General features: G+C 71.3%; 13 protein-coding genes. 8 read left to right on the top strand and 5 right to left on the bottom strand.

Annotated elements, in window-relative coordinates; genetic code table 11:
* The first annotated feature begins 211 nt into the window (after positions 1 to 211).
* From MCAG_RS11640 to MCAG_RS11625, 6 genes are all read left to right on the top strand, one after another.
* Positions 212 to 6,946 carry a polymorphic toxin-type HINT domain-containing protein gene (locus tag MCAG_RS11640; RefSeq protein ID WP_198141538.1) on the top strand — a complete coding sequence of 2,245 codons (6,735 nt, stop codon included), beginning with the start codon at positions 212 to 214 and terminating at the stop codon, positions 6,944 to 6,946.
* Between the two features lie 29 nt (positions 6,947 to 6,975).
* Positions 6,976 to 7,491, top strand: a complete 516-nt coding sequence (locus tag MCAG_RS32435; RefSeq protein ID WP_157548000.1) for a hypothetical protein — start codon at positions 6,976 to 6,978, stop codon at positions 7,489 to 7,491.
* Between the two features lie 844 nt (positions 7,492 to 8,335).
* Positions 8,336 to 8,545: a helix-turn-helix domain-containing protein gene (locus MCAG_RS11635; protein ID WP_007073166.1), complete on the top strand. Its 210-nt coding sequence runs from the start codon at positions 8,336 to 8,338 to the stop codon at positions 8,543 to 8,545.
* Between the two features lie 300 nt (positions 8,546 to 8,845).
* Positions 8,846 to 8,947 carry a 30S ribosomal protein bS22 gene (locus MCAG_RS30625; protein WP_007465623.1) on the top strand — a complete coding sequence of 34 codons (102 nt, stop codon included), beginning with the start codon at positions 8,846 to 8,848 and terminating at the stop codon, positions 8,945 to 8,947.
* Positions 8,948 to 9,070: 123 nt separating this feature from the next.
* On the top strand, positions 9,071 to 10,144 hold the full coding sequence (locus MCAG_RS11630; RefSeq protein ID WP_036376904.1) for an NAD-dependent epimerase/dehydratase family protein: 1,074 nt from the start codon (positions 9,071 to 9,073) through the stop codon (positions 10,142 to 10,144).
* Positions 10,141 to 11,232, top strand: coding sequence for a lysophospholipid acyltransferase family protein (locus MCAG_RS11625; RefSeq protein ID WP_369751315.1), 1,092 nt, complete (start codon positions 10,141 to 10,143; stop codon positions 11,230 to 11,232). The genes MCAG_RS11630 and MCAG_RS11625 overlap by 4 nt, the downstream gene beginning before the upstream one ends.
* 46 nt (positions 11,233 to 11,278) lie before the next feature.
* Here the strand turns inward: MCAG_RS11625 and MCAG_RS11620 are convergent, their stop codons facing one another.
* The 4 genes from MCAG_RS11620 to MCAG_RS33630 form a co-directional block, all read right to left on the bottom strand.
* A complete protein-coding gene (locus MCAG_RS11620) occupies positions 11,279 to 12,136 on the bottom strand; it encodes an HAD family phosphatase (RefSeq protein ID WP_083802424.1) in 858 nt (285 codons plus the stop codon).
* A gap of 171 nt (positions 12,137 to 12,307) precedes the next feature.
* The gene (locus MCAG_RS11615) at positions 12,308 to 13,201 is read right to left on the bottom strand and encodes a DUF5667 domain-containing protein (RefSeq protein WP_007073162.1); all 894 of its coding nucleotides are present in this window, start codon (positions 13,199 to 13,201) and stop codon (positions 12,308 to 12,310) included.
* Positions 13,202 to 13,549: 348 nt separating this feature from the next.
* Entirely contained in the window at positions 13,550 to 14,404 is an 855-nt protein-coding gene (locus tag MCAG_RS11610; RefSeq protein WP_007073161.1) for an ECF subfamily RNA polymerase sigma factor, BldN family, read from the bottom strand.
* A 552-nt stretch (positions 14,405 to 14,956) separates the two neighbouring features.
* Positions 14,957 to 15,196 (bottom strand): hypothetical protein, encoded by a 240-nt coding sequence (locus tag MCAG_RS33630; RefSeq protein WP_036373142.1) that lies wholly within the window; start codon positions 15,194 to 15,196, stop codon positions 14,957 to 14,959.
* Between the two features lie 16 nt (positions 15,197 to 15,212).
* Here MCAG_RS33630 and MCAG_RS11600 point away from each other — a divergent pair, with 16 nt between their 5' ends.
* Positions 15,213 to 15,467: a glutaredoxin family protein gene (locus MCAG_RS11600; RefSeq protein ID WP_007073160.1), complete on the top strand. Its 255-nt coding sequence runs from the start codon at positions 15,213 to 15,215 to the stop codon at positions 15,465 to 15,467.
* Positions 15,468 to 15,552: 85 nt separating this feature from the next.
* On the top strand, positions 15,553 to 16,203 hold the full coding sequence (locus MCAG_RS11595; RefSeq protein ID WP_007073159.1) for an HAD family hydrolase: 651 nt from the start codon (positions 15,553 to 15,555) through the stop codon (positions 16,201 to 16,203).
* 57 nt (positions 16,204 to 16,260) lie between these two features.
* Here the strand turns inward: MCAG_RS11595 and MCAG_RS11590 are convergent.
* Positions 16,261 to 16,543: response regulator transcription factor (locus tag MCAG_RS11590; RefSeq protein ID WP_036373140.1), on the bottom strand; the 283-nt coding region annotated here is incomplete at its 5' end.

Below are 16,543 nucleotides of genomic sequence, written 5' to 3'. Positions count from 1 at the left end.
TTCTTGTCTCTGGCAGAGTGGGGTTGGCATGGTCGGGCACGGGGGCACACGCCTGTTGACGCGTCCAAGACGGCTGGTCACGGTGGTCGCCTCGGCGTCTCTGGTGGCGGGGCTGTTGTCGGGTACGCCGGCGTCGGCGAGGCCGTTGGACGACGGGCCGGCGAAGCTGCCGACGGTGTCGCCCGGCCGGTCGGTCACGGGAGTCAAGCCGTTGCCGACGCGGTTCGCGACGCCGAGGAACGACGCGAATTCCACCCACCGCCCGTCGAGGACGGCGTGGCCGAAGGCCGCGTCGGCGCGGCTGGAGCTGAGCGTGCCGGCGACGGCCGGGGCGAAGGCGACGACACCCGCGAAGGCGCGGGCGGCGGGAACCCCGGTGTGGGCGCAGCCGGTAGCCGAGGGCGGCCGGTACGCCGGGCCCCGTCGGCTCGACGTGCGCGTCGCGGGCCGGGCCGCGGCGGAGGCCGCCGGGGTCGAGGGGATGCTGCTGTCAGTGGCCCCCTCGCCCGGCGAGGCCCCCGGCACCGTGCGGATCGGCGTGGACTACACCGGCTTCGCCGAGGCGTACGGCGGGAACTACGGTTCGCGGCTGAGGCTGGTGCGCCTACCCGAGTGTGCCCTCACCACCCCGGCGGTGGCCGAATGCCGCACGGCGACGGCGCTGCCCTCGACCAACGATGTCGGGGCCGACACGGTGTCGGCCGAGGTCCCGCTGGCGGGCGCCGCAGGCGGCACCGGGGCGGCTAGGCCGACGACGGTGCTGGCGGCGGTCGCGACCGCCGGCGACGAGGGCGGTGCGGGCGGCACCTACGCCGCGACCGACCTGTCGCCGTCCCAGTCCTGGAGCGCGGGCGGCAGCACGGGTTCGTTCAGCTACACCTACCCCGTGACGGTGCCGCCGACCCGCTCCAAGCTGGTGCCGAAGGTGGCGCTGTCGTACGACTCGGGTGCCGTCGACGGGCAGACCTCCTCGACAAACGCCCAGGCGTCGTGGGTCGGCGACGGCTGGACGACGCCGCGGTCGTACGTCGAGCAGACGTTCGTCTCCTGCAAGGACGACCCGGGCGGCAGCCCCTCACCGGTCGAGACCCACGACCGCTGCTACGCCGGCCCCATCCTGACCATCGCGCTGAACGGCTCGTCGAGCGCCTTGATCTGGGACGCCACCAAGCAGGTGTGGAAGCTCCAGAACGACACCGGCGCGAAGGTCGCCCGGGTGACCAACTCCGGCAACGGGAGCGGTACCCACGACACCGACTACTGGCGGGTCACCGAGCGCGACGGCACGGTCTACGAGTTCGGCCGCAACCGCCTGCCGGGCTGGACCTCCGGGAAGCCGGAAACGAAGTCGGTCGACACCGTCCCAGTCTACTCCCCGCACTCGGGCGACCCCTGCTACGACCCGGCCGGGTTCACCTCCTCGGTCTGCACCATGGCGTACCGGTGGAACCTCGACTTCGTCTCCGACGTCCACGGCAACGCGATGGCCTACTACTACGGCCAGGCCACCAACCACTACGGCCGCAACATGGGGGCCACCGACGTCAGCTACGTCCGGGACAGCCACCTCGCCCGGATCGACTACGGCTTCCGCGACGACGGGGCGTACGGCACGGTGCCGAACCAGGTCGTGTTCGTCACCGGCGACCGGTGCCTCTCCGGCACCTGCCAGCCGCTGAACTCGGCGAACAAGGCGAACTGGCCGGACGTACCCTTCGACCTGGTCTGCAACGCCGGCACCGACTGCCAGGCGTGGAGCCCGTCGTTCTTCTCCACCGTCCGGTTGACCGCGATCGAGACCCGGCAGTACGACACCGCCACCTCGACGTACCGGAAGGTGGACTCGTACGCGCTGGCGCACACCATGCCGGCGACCGGTGACGGCACGTCCCCGACGCTGTGGCTGTCCTCGGTCACCCGTACCGGACACGACATCACCTCCGGCGGTTCCACCGCCCCCGTCGAGCTGCCGTCGGTGTCGTTCAGCGGGGTCAAGTTGGCCAACCGCGTGGACGTCACCGGTGGCCTGCCGAACTTCTATCGGCAGCGGATCTCGGCCATCACCACCGAGACCGGCTCGGTCGTCTCGCCCAGCTACGAGCTGCCGCAGCCGTGCACCGCCCCGGTCACGACCAGCCCGGCCTCGAACACCAGGTCCTGCTACCCGATCCACTGGACGCCCGAGGGGTACACCGACCAGATCCGGGACTGGTTCCACCGGTACGCCGTCACCCGGGTCACCGCCACGGACCCCACCGGCGGCGCCCCCGCCACCTCCACCAGCTACGAGTACCTCGGCGGTGCCGCGTGGCACTACGACGACAACGAGGTGGTCAAGGCCAAGTACCGCACGTACGGCCAGTTCCGCGGCTACGGCAAGGTCAGGGTGCGCAGCGGCGACGGGGTCAACGACCGGCGCACGCTGTCCGAGACGACGTACTACCGCGGCATGAGCCGGAACAACAACACCACGGTCGTCAACCTCACCGACTCCGCCGGCGGCGTCCACGAGGACGTCGACCAGCTCGCCGGCCGGGAGTTGGAATCCACCAGCCACCTCGGCGACGGCGGTCCCGTCGACAGCTCGACGGTCACCTCCTACTGGGTGTCGGACGCGACCGCGACCCGTACCCGCACCGGCCTGTCCCCGCTGACCGCGACGTTCGCCGCGCCCGTGCGGATCTGGCGGCGGCAGGCGGTCACCACCGGCGGCACCACGGCCTGGCGGTACATCGCGACCGACAACTCGTACGACGCCTCGACCAGCTCGGCCACCTTCGGGCTGCTGAGGCACTCCTACGAGCACACGGTGCCGGCGAACGCCGCCTACGACCGGTGCACCACCACCTCGTACGCGGCGCCGAACGCCGGCCGCAACCTCGTCGGCCTGACCAGCGAGACCGAGACGGTGGCGGTGGCCTGCGGCGGCTACGCCCAGGGCCCGTCGGCGTCGGCGCCGGGCAGCGTGAACACGCTGACCGCCCCGGCCACGGTCAACCGGCCGGCGCAGGTCGTCTCGCACGTCCGGACGTACTACGACGACCCGACCTTCGCCACGGCCTTCCCGCAGGCCGTCGCGCCCACCAGGGGCACGGTCACGATGGTCCGCAAGGCCTCCGGCTGGGCCTCCGGGGCGTACACCTACCAGACGACCGACCGGGCGGAGTTCGACGCGTACGGCCGGGCCACCGGTAGCTGGGACGGCAACGGCAACGCGAGCACGGTCAGCTACACGGACAACCCCGTCGGCCTCACCACGGGCGTGACCGTGACGAACGCGGAGGGCCACGCCACCGTCAACGTCGTCACGCCGCTGCGGAACCTGACCACCAGCAGCACCGACGCGAACAACGTGGTGACCCGCACCCAGTACGACGCGCTCGGTCGCCGCACGGCGGTCTGGCTCGCCTCCCGGGCCACCAGCAACCCTGCCCACGTCAAGCACACCTACACGGTGTCGAAGACCGGCCCGTCGGCGACGACCACCCAGACGCTGAACAACAGCGGCGGCTACCAGAAGACGATCACCATCTACGACGCCCTGCACCGGGTGCGCCAGACCCAGGCGGACACCCCGCAGGGCGGGCGCATGGTCACCGACACGTTCTACGACAGCCGCGGCTTGACGCGGGCCACCTACAACGGCTGGTGGGACGCCGCCGCCACGCCGAACACCACCCCCGTGTACGCCGACAACCTGCTGAAGAAGGCGCTGAACCAGACCTTCAACACGTACGACGGACTCGGCCGGGTGATCCTCGCCGAGGCGGCCCGCGACGGCGTGGTGAAGTCGGCGACCAGGACCGTCTACAACGGCGACCGGACGACGGTCATCCCGCCGACGGGGGGCACCACCACCACTGTGGTGACCGACCCGATGGGGCGGACGCAGCAGCGGCTCCAGTACACCTCGGCGCCGACGCTGACCAGCCCGGCCGACCCGTTCACCGGGATCTACCACCTGACCGGCGGCACGACCGTCGCCACCGGCTACGGCTACGACGCGAGCGGCAACCAGTCCACCCTGACCGACCCGGCGGGCAACGTCTGGACCAGCCAGTTCAACCTGCTGGGGCAGGCGGTGGGCAGGGACGACCCGGACGCGGGCAGCAGCACGACGCGCTACGACGGGGTCGGGAACATCGTCGAGACGACCGACTCCCGGGGCAAGACGACCTCCTTCACGTACGACAAGATCAATCGCAGGACGGGCAGCTACGCCGCCGCCCTCTCCGCGCAGGCACCCGGCAACCGGCTCGCGGCCTGGGTGTACGACAACGACAACGCCGCCGAGCCGACGATGGCCAACCCGGTCGGCAGGCTGACCACGAAGATCGCCTACCGCGACGGCGCGGAGTACCGGACCCAGTGGACCGGCTTCAACGCGTTCGGCTCCGCCACCGGCGAGAAGATCGTCATTCCGGCCGTGGAGGGGCTGCTCGGCAACACCTACGGCTACACCCACAGCTACCACAGCTCCACGGGCAAGCCGCTCGGCGACACCTACCCGGCCCGGGGCGGCCTGCCCGCCGAGACGGTCATCCACGGCTACAGCGGCGTCCTCGACCTGCCCAGCACCCTCGGTGGCCTGGCCAGCTACGCCAGCTCCACCGAGTACGACGCGTGGGGCCGGGTGACCCGGGGCGTCCAGGGGCCCGCCACGAGCGCGGCGTCGCTCGTCAACACCTACGACGACCACAACGGCCGGCTGCTCCAGCAGACCGTGACCAGGACGACGAACACGACCACCAACGTCGGCAGGCAGGACTACGCGTACGACCTGTACGGCAACATCCTCAAGACCGTCGACACCCGCCACGTGCCGGGCACCGCCGCCGAGACGGAGTGCTACCGGTACGACGCGCTGCGGCGGCTCACGAAGGCGTGGACCGCGACCGACGACTGCGCCGCCACCCCGACGACCGGGAACCGCACGATGGTCGGCAGCGGCATCGGCGCCACCAGCGCCTACTGGACCGAGTGGGAGATCGACGCGCTCGGCAACCGCACCAGGCAGACCCAGTACTCGCCGACCGGCGGCGCCGACACCGTCACCACCTACGCGTACGACGGCAACGGCGGCGGGCAGCCGCACACGCTGACCGGCACGACCACCACCGGTGGGCTCACTGGCAGCACCTCGTACGCGTACGACAGTGCCGGGAACATGACCACCCGCCAGGCCGGGCAGGGCACCCAGACCCTCGCCTGGGACGACACCGGCGAGCTGACCTCGGTGACCGGCGGCACCGGCGGAAACAGCTCCTTCCTGTACGACGCCGACGGCAACCTGCTCATCCAGCGCGACCCGGGGTCCACCACGCTCTACCTGGCAGGCGAGCAGATCACCCTGAACACCACCACCCAGACGCTGAGCGGCATCCGGTACCACGCCCTGCCCAGCGGGGCGGTGGCCTACCGGACGGGCAGCGGCACGGCGTACGGCTTCATCCTGCCCGACCACCAGGGCACGCCCAGCCTGTACCTCAACAACACCGCCCAGGTGCCGACCTGGCGGCAGTACACCCCGTACGGCGCACCGCGCGGTGCCACCGTGACGGCCCCCGACAACCGGGGGTTCCTCAACCAGCCGCTGAACCCGAACACGGGCCTGACGCAGGTCGGTGCCCGCAACTACGACCCGACCGTCGGCCGGTTCGTCTCGCTCGACCCGCTACAGGACCTGGCCGATCCGCAGCAGTGGAACGGCTACTCGTACGCCAACAACACCCCGGTCACCTCCAGTGACCCGTCGGGGATGATCCCCGACGACTGCCGGCACTTCGACTGCTACGGGTACGACCCGAAGGAGGGCTGCCCGCACGGCTGTGGCTCGACGGACAACGTGACGTGGGGCGAGGCCAACGGGAAGGGAAGCTCCAAGCCCCAGAAGGAGAACCACCCACGGGACCTCGGCTTCGGCATCCAGGTGCCGGAAAGCGTGCCGTTCGAGGAGTTCATGCGCCGCTGGCGCGAACAGCGCGCCGAGTACTTCTCCACCGTGAGCCAGGGCAACAACAGGGACTGGATGGTGGCGGACACGGCTCGGCTCGCCATGAACATCTGCCACGAGATGGGCAGACCGGGCGGATGCCAGCAGTGGATCGAGGACCTCTTCTGGGACGAGCACTTCCGGTGGGGCACCGAGAACCTGCCCGGCGACGAACGGATCCTGCCCGGAACGATCGGCGTGGGTGGCGGCAAGGGCAACGGCGGCCGGGGCGTCAGGTCGGGCGGTGCGTGCAGCTTCAGCGGTGACACCGAGGTCCTGATGGCCGACGGGAGCACCAGGAAGCTCGAAGAGATCCAGGCCGGCGACGAGGTCATTGCAGCCGACCCGGAAACCGGCGAGCAGGGGCCGCGCACCGTCACCCGTGTCTGGGTGCACGAGGACGACCTCGTCGACCTCCAGATCGGGGACGCCTTCGTCACCACCACGGAGGACCACCCGTTTTGGAACCACACCGACCGCGAGTGGCAGCGCGCCGACGAACTTGATCGGGGCGACCTGACGCTGAGCCGTGACGGCAGGGCCCGCGTGGTGGGCGGGTTGCAGCAGCACTCGGCGTACGTGGCGCTTGCCTACAACCTCACCGTCGACGGTATCCACACGTACTATGTGCTCGCCGGCAACATCCCGGTGCTGGTGCACAACGATGGCGGCGATTCTATTGATCTCAATGGCAAGAGCTATACGGTTTGGCAGCGAGGGCAATACCGGATTGACATCGAGTCTCGCAATGGGATGAAGCAGATGCATTTTCAAGAACAGATCAGGGGCGTCAGTTCCGCGAATGCTCCAAAGTATCAGTTCAACCCATCCACAGGCGAGTTCGAGGGGATGCCGCGCTCCCTGCAGCGAGAGTTGGCGAAGACTCCGGGTTATCAGAAGGCCGTCACCCGGGCGGCGGACGTCTTTGGTCGGGTAATTGGAACGTGTGGATAACGTGACAAACCGAAGGAGTTGGAAACTTCGTGCCATGGCTTAGTGCCGAAGCGGAAATGGTCGGCGGAGCGCACATCTTAGAAACGCTCCGTCGCCATGACCTGACGCCGGAGTTGGATACGGTGGTGAGACATGGTTGGCGCATTATCGATGGAGCCGTGTTGTTGGCGTCCTGGTATGAAAGCTATCACGGCGACAGGTTGACGTTCTCTGAGGCTATGGACTACGAGGTCGCGGTCAATGGCCGTGGAATTCCTGACCTCGACCTGACTGAGGACCGTTACGTACGCGTACCCAGACTGTTGCGGCGGGGCATGGCTTTCGCCTGGAGCGCTCTTCGCATGCAACATAGTCAATTTCCTGATATTGAAGTTTCTGCCTATGTCTCGATTTCTCCAACGCTCTTTGATCCCGACTATTTCACCGGAAATGTGACGTTCTGTGCCATGCGTTATGGTGAAAGGCCGTACATTGCTCAAGAGCTCGTCAATGACGAGATCGTGGCTGCGATTTTTACCAAGGACTGCGTATTCGATCTTGACTAGTCAGGTCATGGCTTCCCTGACGGTTCGCGTGCTTCGAATCGGTATAGATCCATTCTGGCGCCTGTCGCTGCGCCATGCCGCTGTGCGCTCATGGGCGTGGTTGTTTACCGGGGTTGATGTCAGTTGACCACCCGGCAGGCGTCTGGGTGCTCCGGACGCTGCGATGTGCTGGCGTTGCCGCCGTGGTTTCCGTGAAGCGGAGCGAGAAGGGCTGCGGAGGGCAAGAAGAAGCGTGGAGCCCGTATTCTTGGCGGCTGTCGCTCGGAATTGATCTGGAGTTCGAGGATGCGTCACTCGTTGCGGTGGGACTGTCCCGTGCGACTGGCTGTTCGGGCTCGACGGGCACCTGCGACACTGGGGCGCTCCCAGTGCGGAGTCCCGGTCCGCGTCCGGAAGCGGCCCGGGGCGCCCGCCCGGTGGCTCCGGTGGCGCCGCCGGAGCCACCGGGTGCCTTGATCGACACCATGTCGCCGACATAGCGGGGTCAGAGGTGCCCGGATACCGCAATGTCGCCGACATGGCCGCAGCCCACCCCACCCCGTCCACCCCGCCCACCCCGCCCGTCCACTCCGCCCAGCGCCAGCAGCCCAACCGGACGCCGGGCCCAGGCCCCAACCGGACAGGCCCAGGCCCCAACAGGACACCGGGTGCAGGCGTGCCCGGACGGGGCGAAACGGCTGGCCACGGGCGGAGGAAACCCGGCGTTGTGCGTGATCAACATGCACGAAGGGATCGCGCCGGTCACAGCCGTCCCGCTACCGTACTGGTAACACGCGCGTAGCCCGTCCTGGCGGGAGGATCCCGTCCGGCGGCACGCGCCGGGGCATGGGATGGGCGGTGGGCCATGACCGGTTCGCAGTCCGACGGCAGGCTGTCGGAGGTCAGGTTCCTCACGGTCGCCGAGGTGGCGACGGTGATGCGGGTGTCGAAGATGACGGTGTACCGGCTGGTGCACAGCGGCGAGCTGACCGCCGTGCGGGTCGGCCGGTCGTTCCGGGTGCCCGAGCACGCGGTGCACGAGTATCTCCGGGGCGCGTTCCAGGAAACCGCCTGACCAACCACTTGTGGCGCATCCGGGCCCGGCGACTCCGCCGAGCGCCTTCCTCAGCTGCGTACGCCACTTTGGCGTGCGTCGAGTGCCCCGTAAGGGCACCGAGTGCGACGTAACGGGCATCGACGGGGGCGCGTTGGTCCTGCTGACGCTCTCCAGTTACCCTGGACCGGATCGTGACCGCACATCGGTGCGCCCGCCGCCCGCCAGCTGGTCCGGTCCGTTGTCCGCAAGCGGTCGTCGACGCCACCGTGTGGTGTCATCCGGTCCGCCCCGCACGTTGCATCGAAAGGCTGTCGTCGTATGGGCTCGGTGGTCAAGAAGCGCCGCAAGCGCATGGCTAAGAAGAAGCACCGCAAGCTGCTGCGCAAGACCCGCGTCCAGCGTCGCCGTCTCGGCAAGTGACCGGAGCCGGGCCCACACCGGCCCGGCGTCCCGTGTCGCTTGCCAAAGTCGACCCCCGGAGGCTCAGGTGATCAGGCCGCGGATACCCCGGCTCGATCGCACCTGCCGGGGTAGGTGCACGACGTGACCCCCGGTGGCACCCCAGGTGCCCCGGGGGTGGTCGTCGTCACCGGGGTCAGCCGTTACCTCGGTGCCCACGTCGCCGCCCGCCTCGCCGCCGACCCCCGGATCGAGCGGGTGATCGGCGTCGATCCGAGCACCCCCAACCCGGAGGTGGCCCGGCTGCTCGACCGGGTCGAGCGCATCCGGCTCGACCTGGGCTCGCTCGGGGGTCTTTTCGCCGACCTCGACGTCGACGTGGTGGTGCACCTCGCCCTGGTCACCGCCCCCGACTCCCAGCAGGGCGGTCGGTCGGCGATGAAGGAACAGAACGTCATCGGCACCATGCAGCTACTCGCCGCCTGCCAGCGGGCGCCCCGGCTGCGTCAGCTCGTGGTCCGCTCGTCGACCGCCGCGTACGGGGCGTCGTTCCGGGACCCGGCCGTGTTCACCGAGGAGACCGAGCCGCGCGAGGTGCCGCGCGGCGGTTTCGGCCGCGACATCCTCGACATCGAGGGGTACGTGCGCGGCTTCCGCCGGCGCCGACCCGACGTCACCGCCACGGTGCTGCGCTTCGCGCCGTTCATCGGCTCGACCGCCGACACCACGCTGACCCGGTACTTCTCCCAGCCCTTCGTCCCCACCGTCTTCGGGCGCGACCCCCGGTTGCAGTTCGTGCACTTCGACGACGCGCTGGAGGTGCTGCACCGGTCGGTCGCCGAGGAGCACCCGGGCACGTTCAACGTCGCCGGGCCGGGCGTGCTCTCCCTTTCCCAGGCGATCAGGCGGGCCGGGCGGGTCGGCGTCCCGGTGCTCGAACCGGGCCTGTCCGGGGCCGTCGCGCTGGCCCGCAGCCTCGGCTTCGGCCGGTACGGCCTGGACCAGGTCGACCTCTTCGTGCACGGCCGGGTCGTGGACACCTCCGCGCTGGAACGCGAGTACGGCTTCACCCCCCGCTCGACCGCCGCCGCGTTCGACGACTTCGTCCGCGCCCACCAGGGCGGCGTGGTGGTCACCCGGGAGCAGCTCGCCGCCGCCGAGCGGGCCGTCCTCGACGGCATCCGCCAGGTGCGCGCGGCCGTACGGGAGCGGTCGTGAGCCGCCCGGGCGAGGAGCGCGGGCGCGCCGGGGCCAACGGCCGGTACGACGTACCGCTGATGGTGGCCGGCCCGGGAGCGGAGCCGGCCCGGCACAACGGCCATCACCCCGCCCCGGAGCCCGTCGCGGAGCTGAACGGCGGCCCGGCGGTCCCGCAGCCGGGGCAGCGGGAGCTGCCGGCGGAGCGGGAGCTGCCGGAGGCGGCCGCGCACGCGCCACGTGCGGCGGCGGTGCCGGACGGCCCCGGCGACGTGTGGGACCGGCGGGTCGCGTCCGGGCTGGCGTTCCTGCGTCGGCGGCTCTCCGGCGACTACCAGGTGGACGAGTTCGGGTTCGACCCGGAGCTGACCGAGTCCGTCTTCCACCCGATGCTGCGGCTGCTCTACCGGGACTGGTTCCGCACCGAGGTCTCCGGGCTGGAGCACGTGCCGGCGGACGGGGCCGGCCTGGTGGTCGGCAACCACTCCGGCACGGTGGCGCTGGACGCACTGATCCTCTCCGCCGCCCTGCACGACCAGCACCCGGCCCACCGCTACCTGCGGCTGCTCGGTGCCGACCTGGTGTTCCGGATGCCGGTGGTGTCCGAGATCGCCCGCAAGACCGGCGGCACCGTCGCCTGCAACCCGGACGCCGAGCGGCTGCTCCGCTCCGGCGAGGTGGTCGGCGTCTTCCCGGAGGGGTTCAAGGGGGTCGGCAAGCTCTACTCCGACCGGTACAAGCTGCAACGCTTCGGCCGGGGCGGGTTCGTCTCGGCGGCGCTGCGCACCGGCACCCCGATCGTGCCGGTGGCGATCGTCGGCGGCGAGGAGATCTACCCGATGCTCGCCGACATCAAGCCCCTGGCCCGGCTGCTCAAGCTGCCGTACTTCCCGGTCACGCCGACGTTCCCGTGGCTGGGGCCGCTCGGGATGGTGCCACTGCCCAGCAAGTGGCTGATCGAGTTCTGCCCGCCGATCCCGACCGCGCACCTGACCGACTCGGCCGACGACCCGCTGGTCGTGTTCAACCTTGCCGACCAGGTGCGGGAGACCATCCAGCAGACCCTGCACAGCCTGTTGGAACGCCGCCCCGACCCGTTCGGCCCCTGAGTCGCCGATCCGTGCCGTCGGCCGGTCGAGTCGGTGCGGGGTTCCGTCAGCGGTCGCGGCGGCGCTTCTGCAACGCCAGCCCGGCACCGACCGCACCGGCGAGGAGCCCGGCCGCCGCCGTCGACGGGACGGCGATCTTGACGGCCCGTCGGCCGGTGCGGAAGTCCCGTACCTCCCAGCCGCGCTGCCGTGCCTGCCGCAGCAGGGTGCCGTCCGGGTTGATCGCCACCGCCCGCCCCACGGCCGACAGCATCGGCAGGTCGTTGGCGGAGTCGCTGTAGGCGGAGCAACGGACCAGGTCCAGCCCTTCGACGGCGGCGAGCTGGGTCACCGCCTCGGCCTTGGCCGGCCCGTGCATCAGGTCGCCCACCAACCGCCCGGTGTACGCCCTGTCGATCACCTCGGCGACGGTGCCAATCGCCCCGGTCAGCCCCAGCCGGGCGGCGATCACCCGGCCGATCTCGACCGGCGCGGCGCTGACCAGCCAGACCCGCTCCCCGGCGTCGAGGTGGCGCTGTGCCAGCCGGCGGGTGCCGGCCCAGATCCGGGGCGCCATCAGCTCGTCGAAGATCTCCTCGGCGAGCCGCTCCACGTCGTCCACCTGCCAGCCCTCGATGAACGCGAGCGCCGCCTCCTTGGCCTGCGACATGTCCCCGGCGTGCTCGGTGGCGAGCACCCTGAAGCGAAGCTGCTGCCAGGCGAACCGGGCCAGGTCCGTGGTGGTGAAGTAGTTGCGGGCGGCGAGGCCGCGGGCGAACCAGTAGATCGAGGCACCCTGCATCATCGTGTTGTCCACGTCGAAGAAGGCTGCGGCACGTGGATCGGGGGCGATCGGGGTGGCGGGGGCCGCCTCGGTCTCCGCCCAGCCGGCCGTGTGACCGCGCCGGTCGGTGCTGACCGTCATCCTGCCGTTGCGGGCCACGCGACCTCCCTCGCTCAATTACCCCGACCAGTGCCTCCGTGAGCCTAGCCGGGGGCGAGGGCCGCCCTGCCCACTGCCGCGAGAACTGTGGCGCGCACTGCTCGTCGGCGGCTGCAGGTGTGGTGCTAAGAACCGTGCGGGAAGCGCAGGGGGTCAGCGCCCGCCGGGGCAGGCCGTCGGGATCGGGCCGAGCGTGTCGCTGCCGGCTGGGGCGGGCAGCTCGCACTCGATGGCCGCGCGCAGCGCGTCGGAGCGCTTGCGGGTCGCGTCGAGCAGGGCGATCGACTGGCGGACCCGGTCCCGCTCCGCCCGGCTGGCCCCGGTGAGCAGGTCGCCGACCGCACGCCGTTGCCCGACGACGAAGGTGTTCACCGCGTCCAGACCGGCCGGGTCGGAGCGCTGTGCGGCCGTGGTGGTGAGCAGGCGTACGCCCTGGCGGGTGTCCGCGTCCATGTCGTCGAGGACCGCTTCGAAGCCGAGCTGGTCCCCGCGCAGCGCGGCGGCCTCGCCGAGCCGGGTGCGGGCGAAGTCGAGGAAGAGCTGGCCACGGCTGAGGTCCGAGCTGGCCAGGGCGAGCTGGGCCCGCTCCGTGGAGCGCTTCATCCCGTAAAGGGCGTCGCCGGGGACGGCGTTCTCACTGGCGGCGGAGATGCCGGAGACGGCGATCGCGCCCGCGGCCACCCCGATGAGGATGGCACCCCGGGCTCGGGCCCGGCGGGCGGTCGCAGACGGCAGGAACGAGCCGCGTTGACCGGTGGCGACTGTGCCGCGCGGGCCGGTCTGCCCGGCCTCGGCCGGCGCGGTGGCTGCGGCCCCGATGCCCTCCCGTTCGGCGGTGGCGACGAGCATCGCCCGCAGTCCGGAGCGGAAGTCGGGATCCACCGCGGCGGGCGGAGAGCCGGCGCTGAGCTGTCGACCGACCGCGACGAGCGCGGCGAGATGGTCGTCGGCCCGGGACCGGACGTGGTGACGTCGGCCGCCGTTGGCTTCGTCGAGAAGCTGCGCGAAGCGCTCGGCGCGCCGGCGGGAGAAGAGGTCGCTGGTCACCGCAGGCACCTCCTCTCGCTGGTCACGGCCAGTTGGCCGCTGTCGACACGAGCGACCGGCGGCAGAGTCCACCCGGGACGAAGCTCGTGACGGGCTGCGCTGTCCGGACCGTGGGGCCCGGGGATGCCGGAGAAACCACCGGTCGCACCGGAAGAAACGCTCGGCGCCGTGCACGGGTTACGGGGCCGGCGGGAGCGAAATCACGAAGAGTGATGGTCGTCACGTGCCGGTGGTCGTCGGTCACGTCTGGGCCGTGTCCCGGGCCGGCGTGCCGGCGCGGAACGCTGCCGGGATCGGGGCGTCCGGCGCGCGGACGCCGCCGGACGGGCGGTGCGGCGACGGTGGCCGTCAGGGTTGGAAGCCGTCCGGCAGCAGTCGGGCCAGGGCGCGGACCGCGCGGTACTGCAACGCCTTGATCGCACCCTCGTTCTTGCCCATCGCCCGGGCTGTCTCCGCCACCGAGAAGCCCTGGAGGAACCGCAGCACGATGCACTCCTGCTGCTCCGGATTGAGCTGCTTGACGGCGGTGAGCAGTGCGACGTTGGTGATGTGCTCGACGACCGCCGCCTCCGGGCTGCCCTCCGGGCCGCGGTCTTCCCGGTCGGCGTCCAGCACGTCGCCGGTGGTGACCTCCAACCGGTACCGGCCGGACTTGAAGTGGTCGGCGACCAGGTTCCGGGCGATGGTGACCAACCACGCGCCGAGGTCCCGGCCCTGCCAGGTGAAGCTGCCGATCCGCTTGAGGGCACGCAGGAACGTGTCGGAGGTGAGGTCCTCGGCGAGCTGCCGGTTGCCGACCCGGAAGTAGACGAAGCGGAAGACGGTGTCTACGTACCGGTCGTAGATCAGCCCGAACGCCTCGGCCTCGCCGGCCTGGGCGCGCTCGACCAGCGTCCAGACCTCGGTGGCCGGGTCGGACGGATCGGGCCGGCTCGGGAATCCCGTCGGCGCGTCGCCCGTGGCGCCGGTCGGCGGGTCGGCCGGCACCGCCGGCAGCACCGCCGTCTCGGTGGTCGACGGATCGGCCACCGGCGGGGTGTCGCCACCGCGCCGGCTCTGCGCCGGCATGGTCGGCCGGGCCGGTGACGCGATCCGGCCGCCGTTGCCGCCGGGCGTGGCGGGACGGGGCGGCGCCTCGTTGTGATGGGGCCGGTTGCGCAACCGTCTGGACGCCCCGTCGCCGCGTACCGCGAGGCTGGCCAGGTCGTCCACGGGTTCCTGGTCGGCGCCCAGCCGTTCGTTCAGGACCGCCCGGGCCGCGGCGGCCAGCCCGAACGGTCGCTGCTCGTAGCCAAAGCTGGTCACCGTGCCTCCCCGATCAGGGCCGCCGCCGGCTGCCGGGGCACCCCGGTACGGGCGTGGCCACGGCCGTCGGGCAGTGTTCGTCGGGGAGGTGCCGACGGGCGGCAGATCCCCTTGAGGTGCGGGTCCAATGCGCTCACAGGCACGGGGGCCTCCTCGGGCTGAGGGGTGTCGACTCACGGCAAATGGGGTGAGTCGACCCGAGTGATAATAGGGCCAACGTCACCCGCGCGTGGCAAGTCCGTTACACAGAGCAGAAGTATTTGCTCGCCCGTCGCACCAGCGGCGGACCGGTTGTCCGTCGGGGGCGGTTGACTTTCGGGCGGCGGGCTGGTTAGGGATAACCCCAGCTCAGCGCCGGGATCGACCGCACTGCGCCGCCGTCGGCGCCGTGTCGCGCGGGAGCGACGAGCGCGGTTCGGGCATGACCGACGGCCGGACGCTGTGTCAGACTCAGCGACCGTGCAGGACGCAGCCGACAGCCTCGCGCCGAACCTCGCTGGCCGGCTCCGCCGGGTGGCGGTCGACCACGGCGGCCGGGATGCGCTGACAGCGGCGGGCCGGGTGGCGGTCCACCGAGGTCACCGGGCGCGCGGTGCGCGTCGGGTACGGCTCGACCGCGAGGTCTGCGGTCGGCAAGGTGCGCAAGACCCAGCTCAGGCCGGTGCCGTCGCAGGCGGCCCCGCCCGACATCCGCACGGAGGTTCCGATGTCCAGTGACGCCCGGCTCGCCCTGATCACCCGCCCCGGCTGCCACCTCTGCGAGGACGCCAAGGCGGCGCTCGGCCGGGTGGTCGCGGTCACCGGCGACCGTTGGATCGAGAAGGACGTGACCGGCGACGTCGAGCTGGAGCGCGAGTACGGCGACCGGCTGCCGGTGGTGCTGCTCGACGGCAAGGAGCACGGGTACTGGCGGGTGGAGGAGGAGCGCCTGCTGCGGGACCTGACCACCCCGCAGCTCTGACCGGCCGCCCGCCGTGCCCGGCTTTTCACCGCCCGCCGTCGCGGCCAAATCCCCACGTCGGCCGCCCGCCGCCTATCGTGCTCGGATGACCTCTGCGCGCCCCCACCTCGTCTGGGACTGGAACGGCACCCTGCTCAACGACCTCGACCTGGTGGTGGCCGCCACCAACGCCGCGTTCGCCAGCGTGGGCGGGCCGGCGGTCACCGCGGACGAACACCGGGTGCGGTTCCGCCGTCCGATCGCCGACTACTACGCCGGGGTGCTCGGCCGGGCCATCGACGACGAGGCGTTCGGCGAGCTGGACCGGATCTTCCACGACGCGTACCGCAGGGGGTTGACCACCTGCGCGCTCGCGGACGACGCGGCGGCGGCGATGGCGGCCTGGCCGGGTAGCCAGTCCCTGCTGTCCATGTGGTTCCACGACGAGCTGGTGCCCGCCGTGCACTCCTACGGGCTGACCGGGCGCTTCGCCCGGGTGGACGGGTTGCGCGCCACGATCGGCGGTGGCCGCAAGGCCGAGTCGCTGGGCAAGCACCTGTCCGAGCTGGGGCTGGACGGCCGCGCGGTGGTGCTGATCGGGGACTCGATCGACGACGCCGACGCCGCCGAGTCGGTGGGCGGCCGGGCCGTGCTCTACACGGGCGGCTTCACCGACCGGTCCCGGCTGCGGGCCTCCGGCCACCCGGTGGCCGACACCCTCACCGAGGCTGTCGCCCTCGCCGCCACCCTGCCCTGACCGCCCCGCCCTCGCCCGGCCCCGCCCCCATCCGGCGCGGCCCGGCGGGAGCGTCGGTCAGGTGCGCAGGTAGGCGAGGACGGCCAGGACCCGCCGGTGCTGGGCGGTGTCCGGGGGAAGGCCGAGCTTGGTGAAGATGTTGCGCACGTGCTTCTCCACCGCGCCGTCGGTGACCACCAGGGCGCGGGCGATGGCTGTGTTGGAGTGCCCCTCGGCCATCAGGGCCAGCACCTCGCGCTCGCGCGGGGTCAGCTCCCGCAGCGGGTCGTCGCGCCGTCGGCGGACCAGCAACTGGCCGACCACCTCCGGGTCGAGCACGGTGCCCCCGGCGGCCACCCGG

Origin of the sequence: Micromonospora sp. ATCC 39149 (genome assembly GCF_000158815.1) — a bacterium.
Taxonomy (GTDB): Bacteria; Actinomycetota; Actinomycetes; order Mycobacteriales; family Micromonosporaceae; genus Micromonospora.
This window is presented reverse-complemented; position numbering and strand designations above follow the sequence as displayed.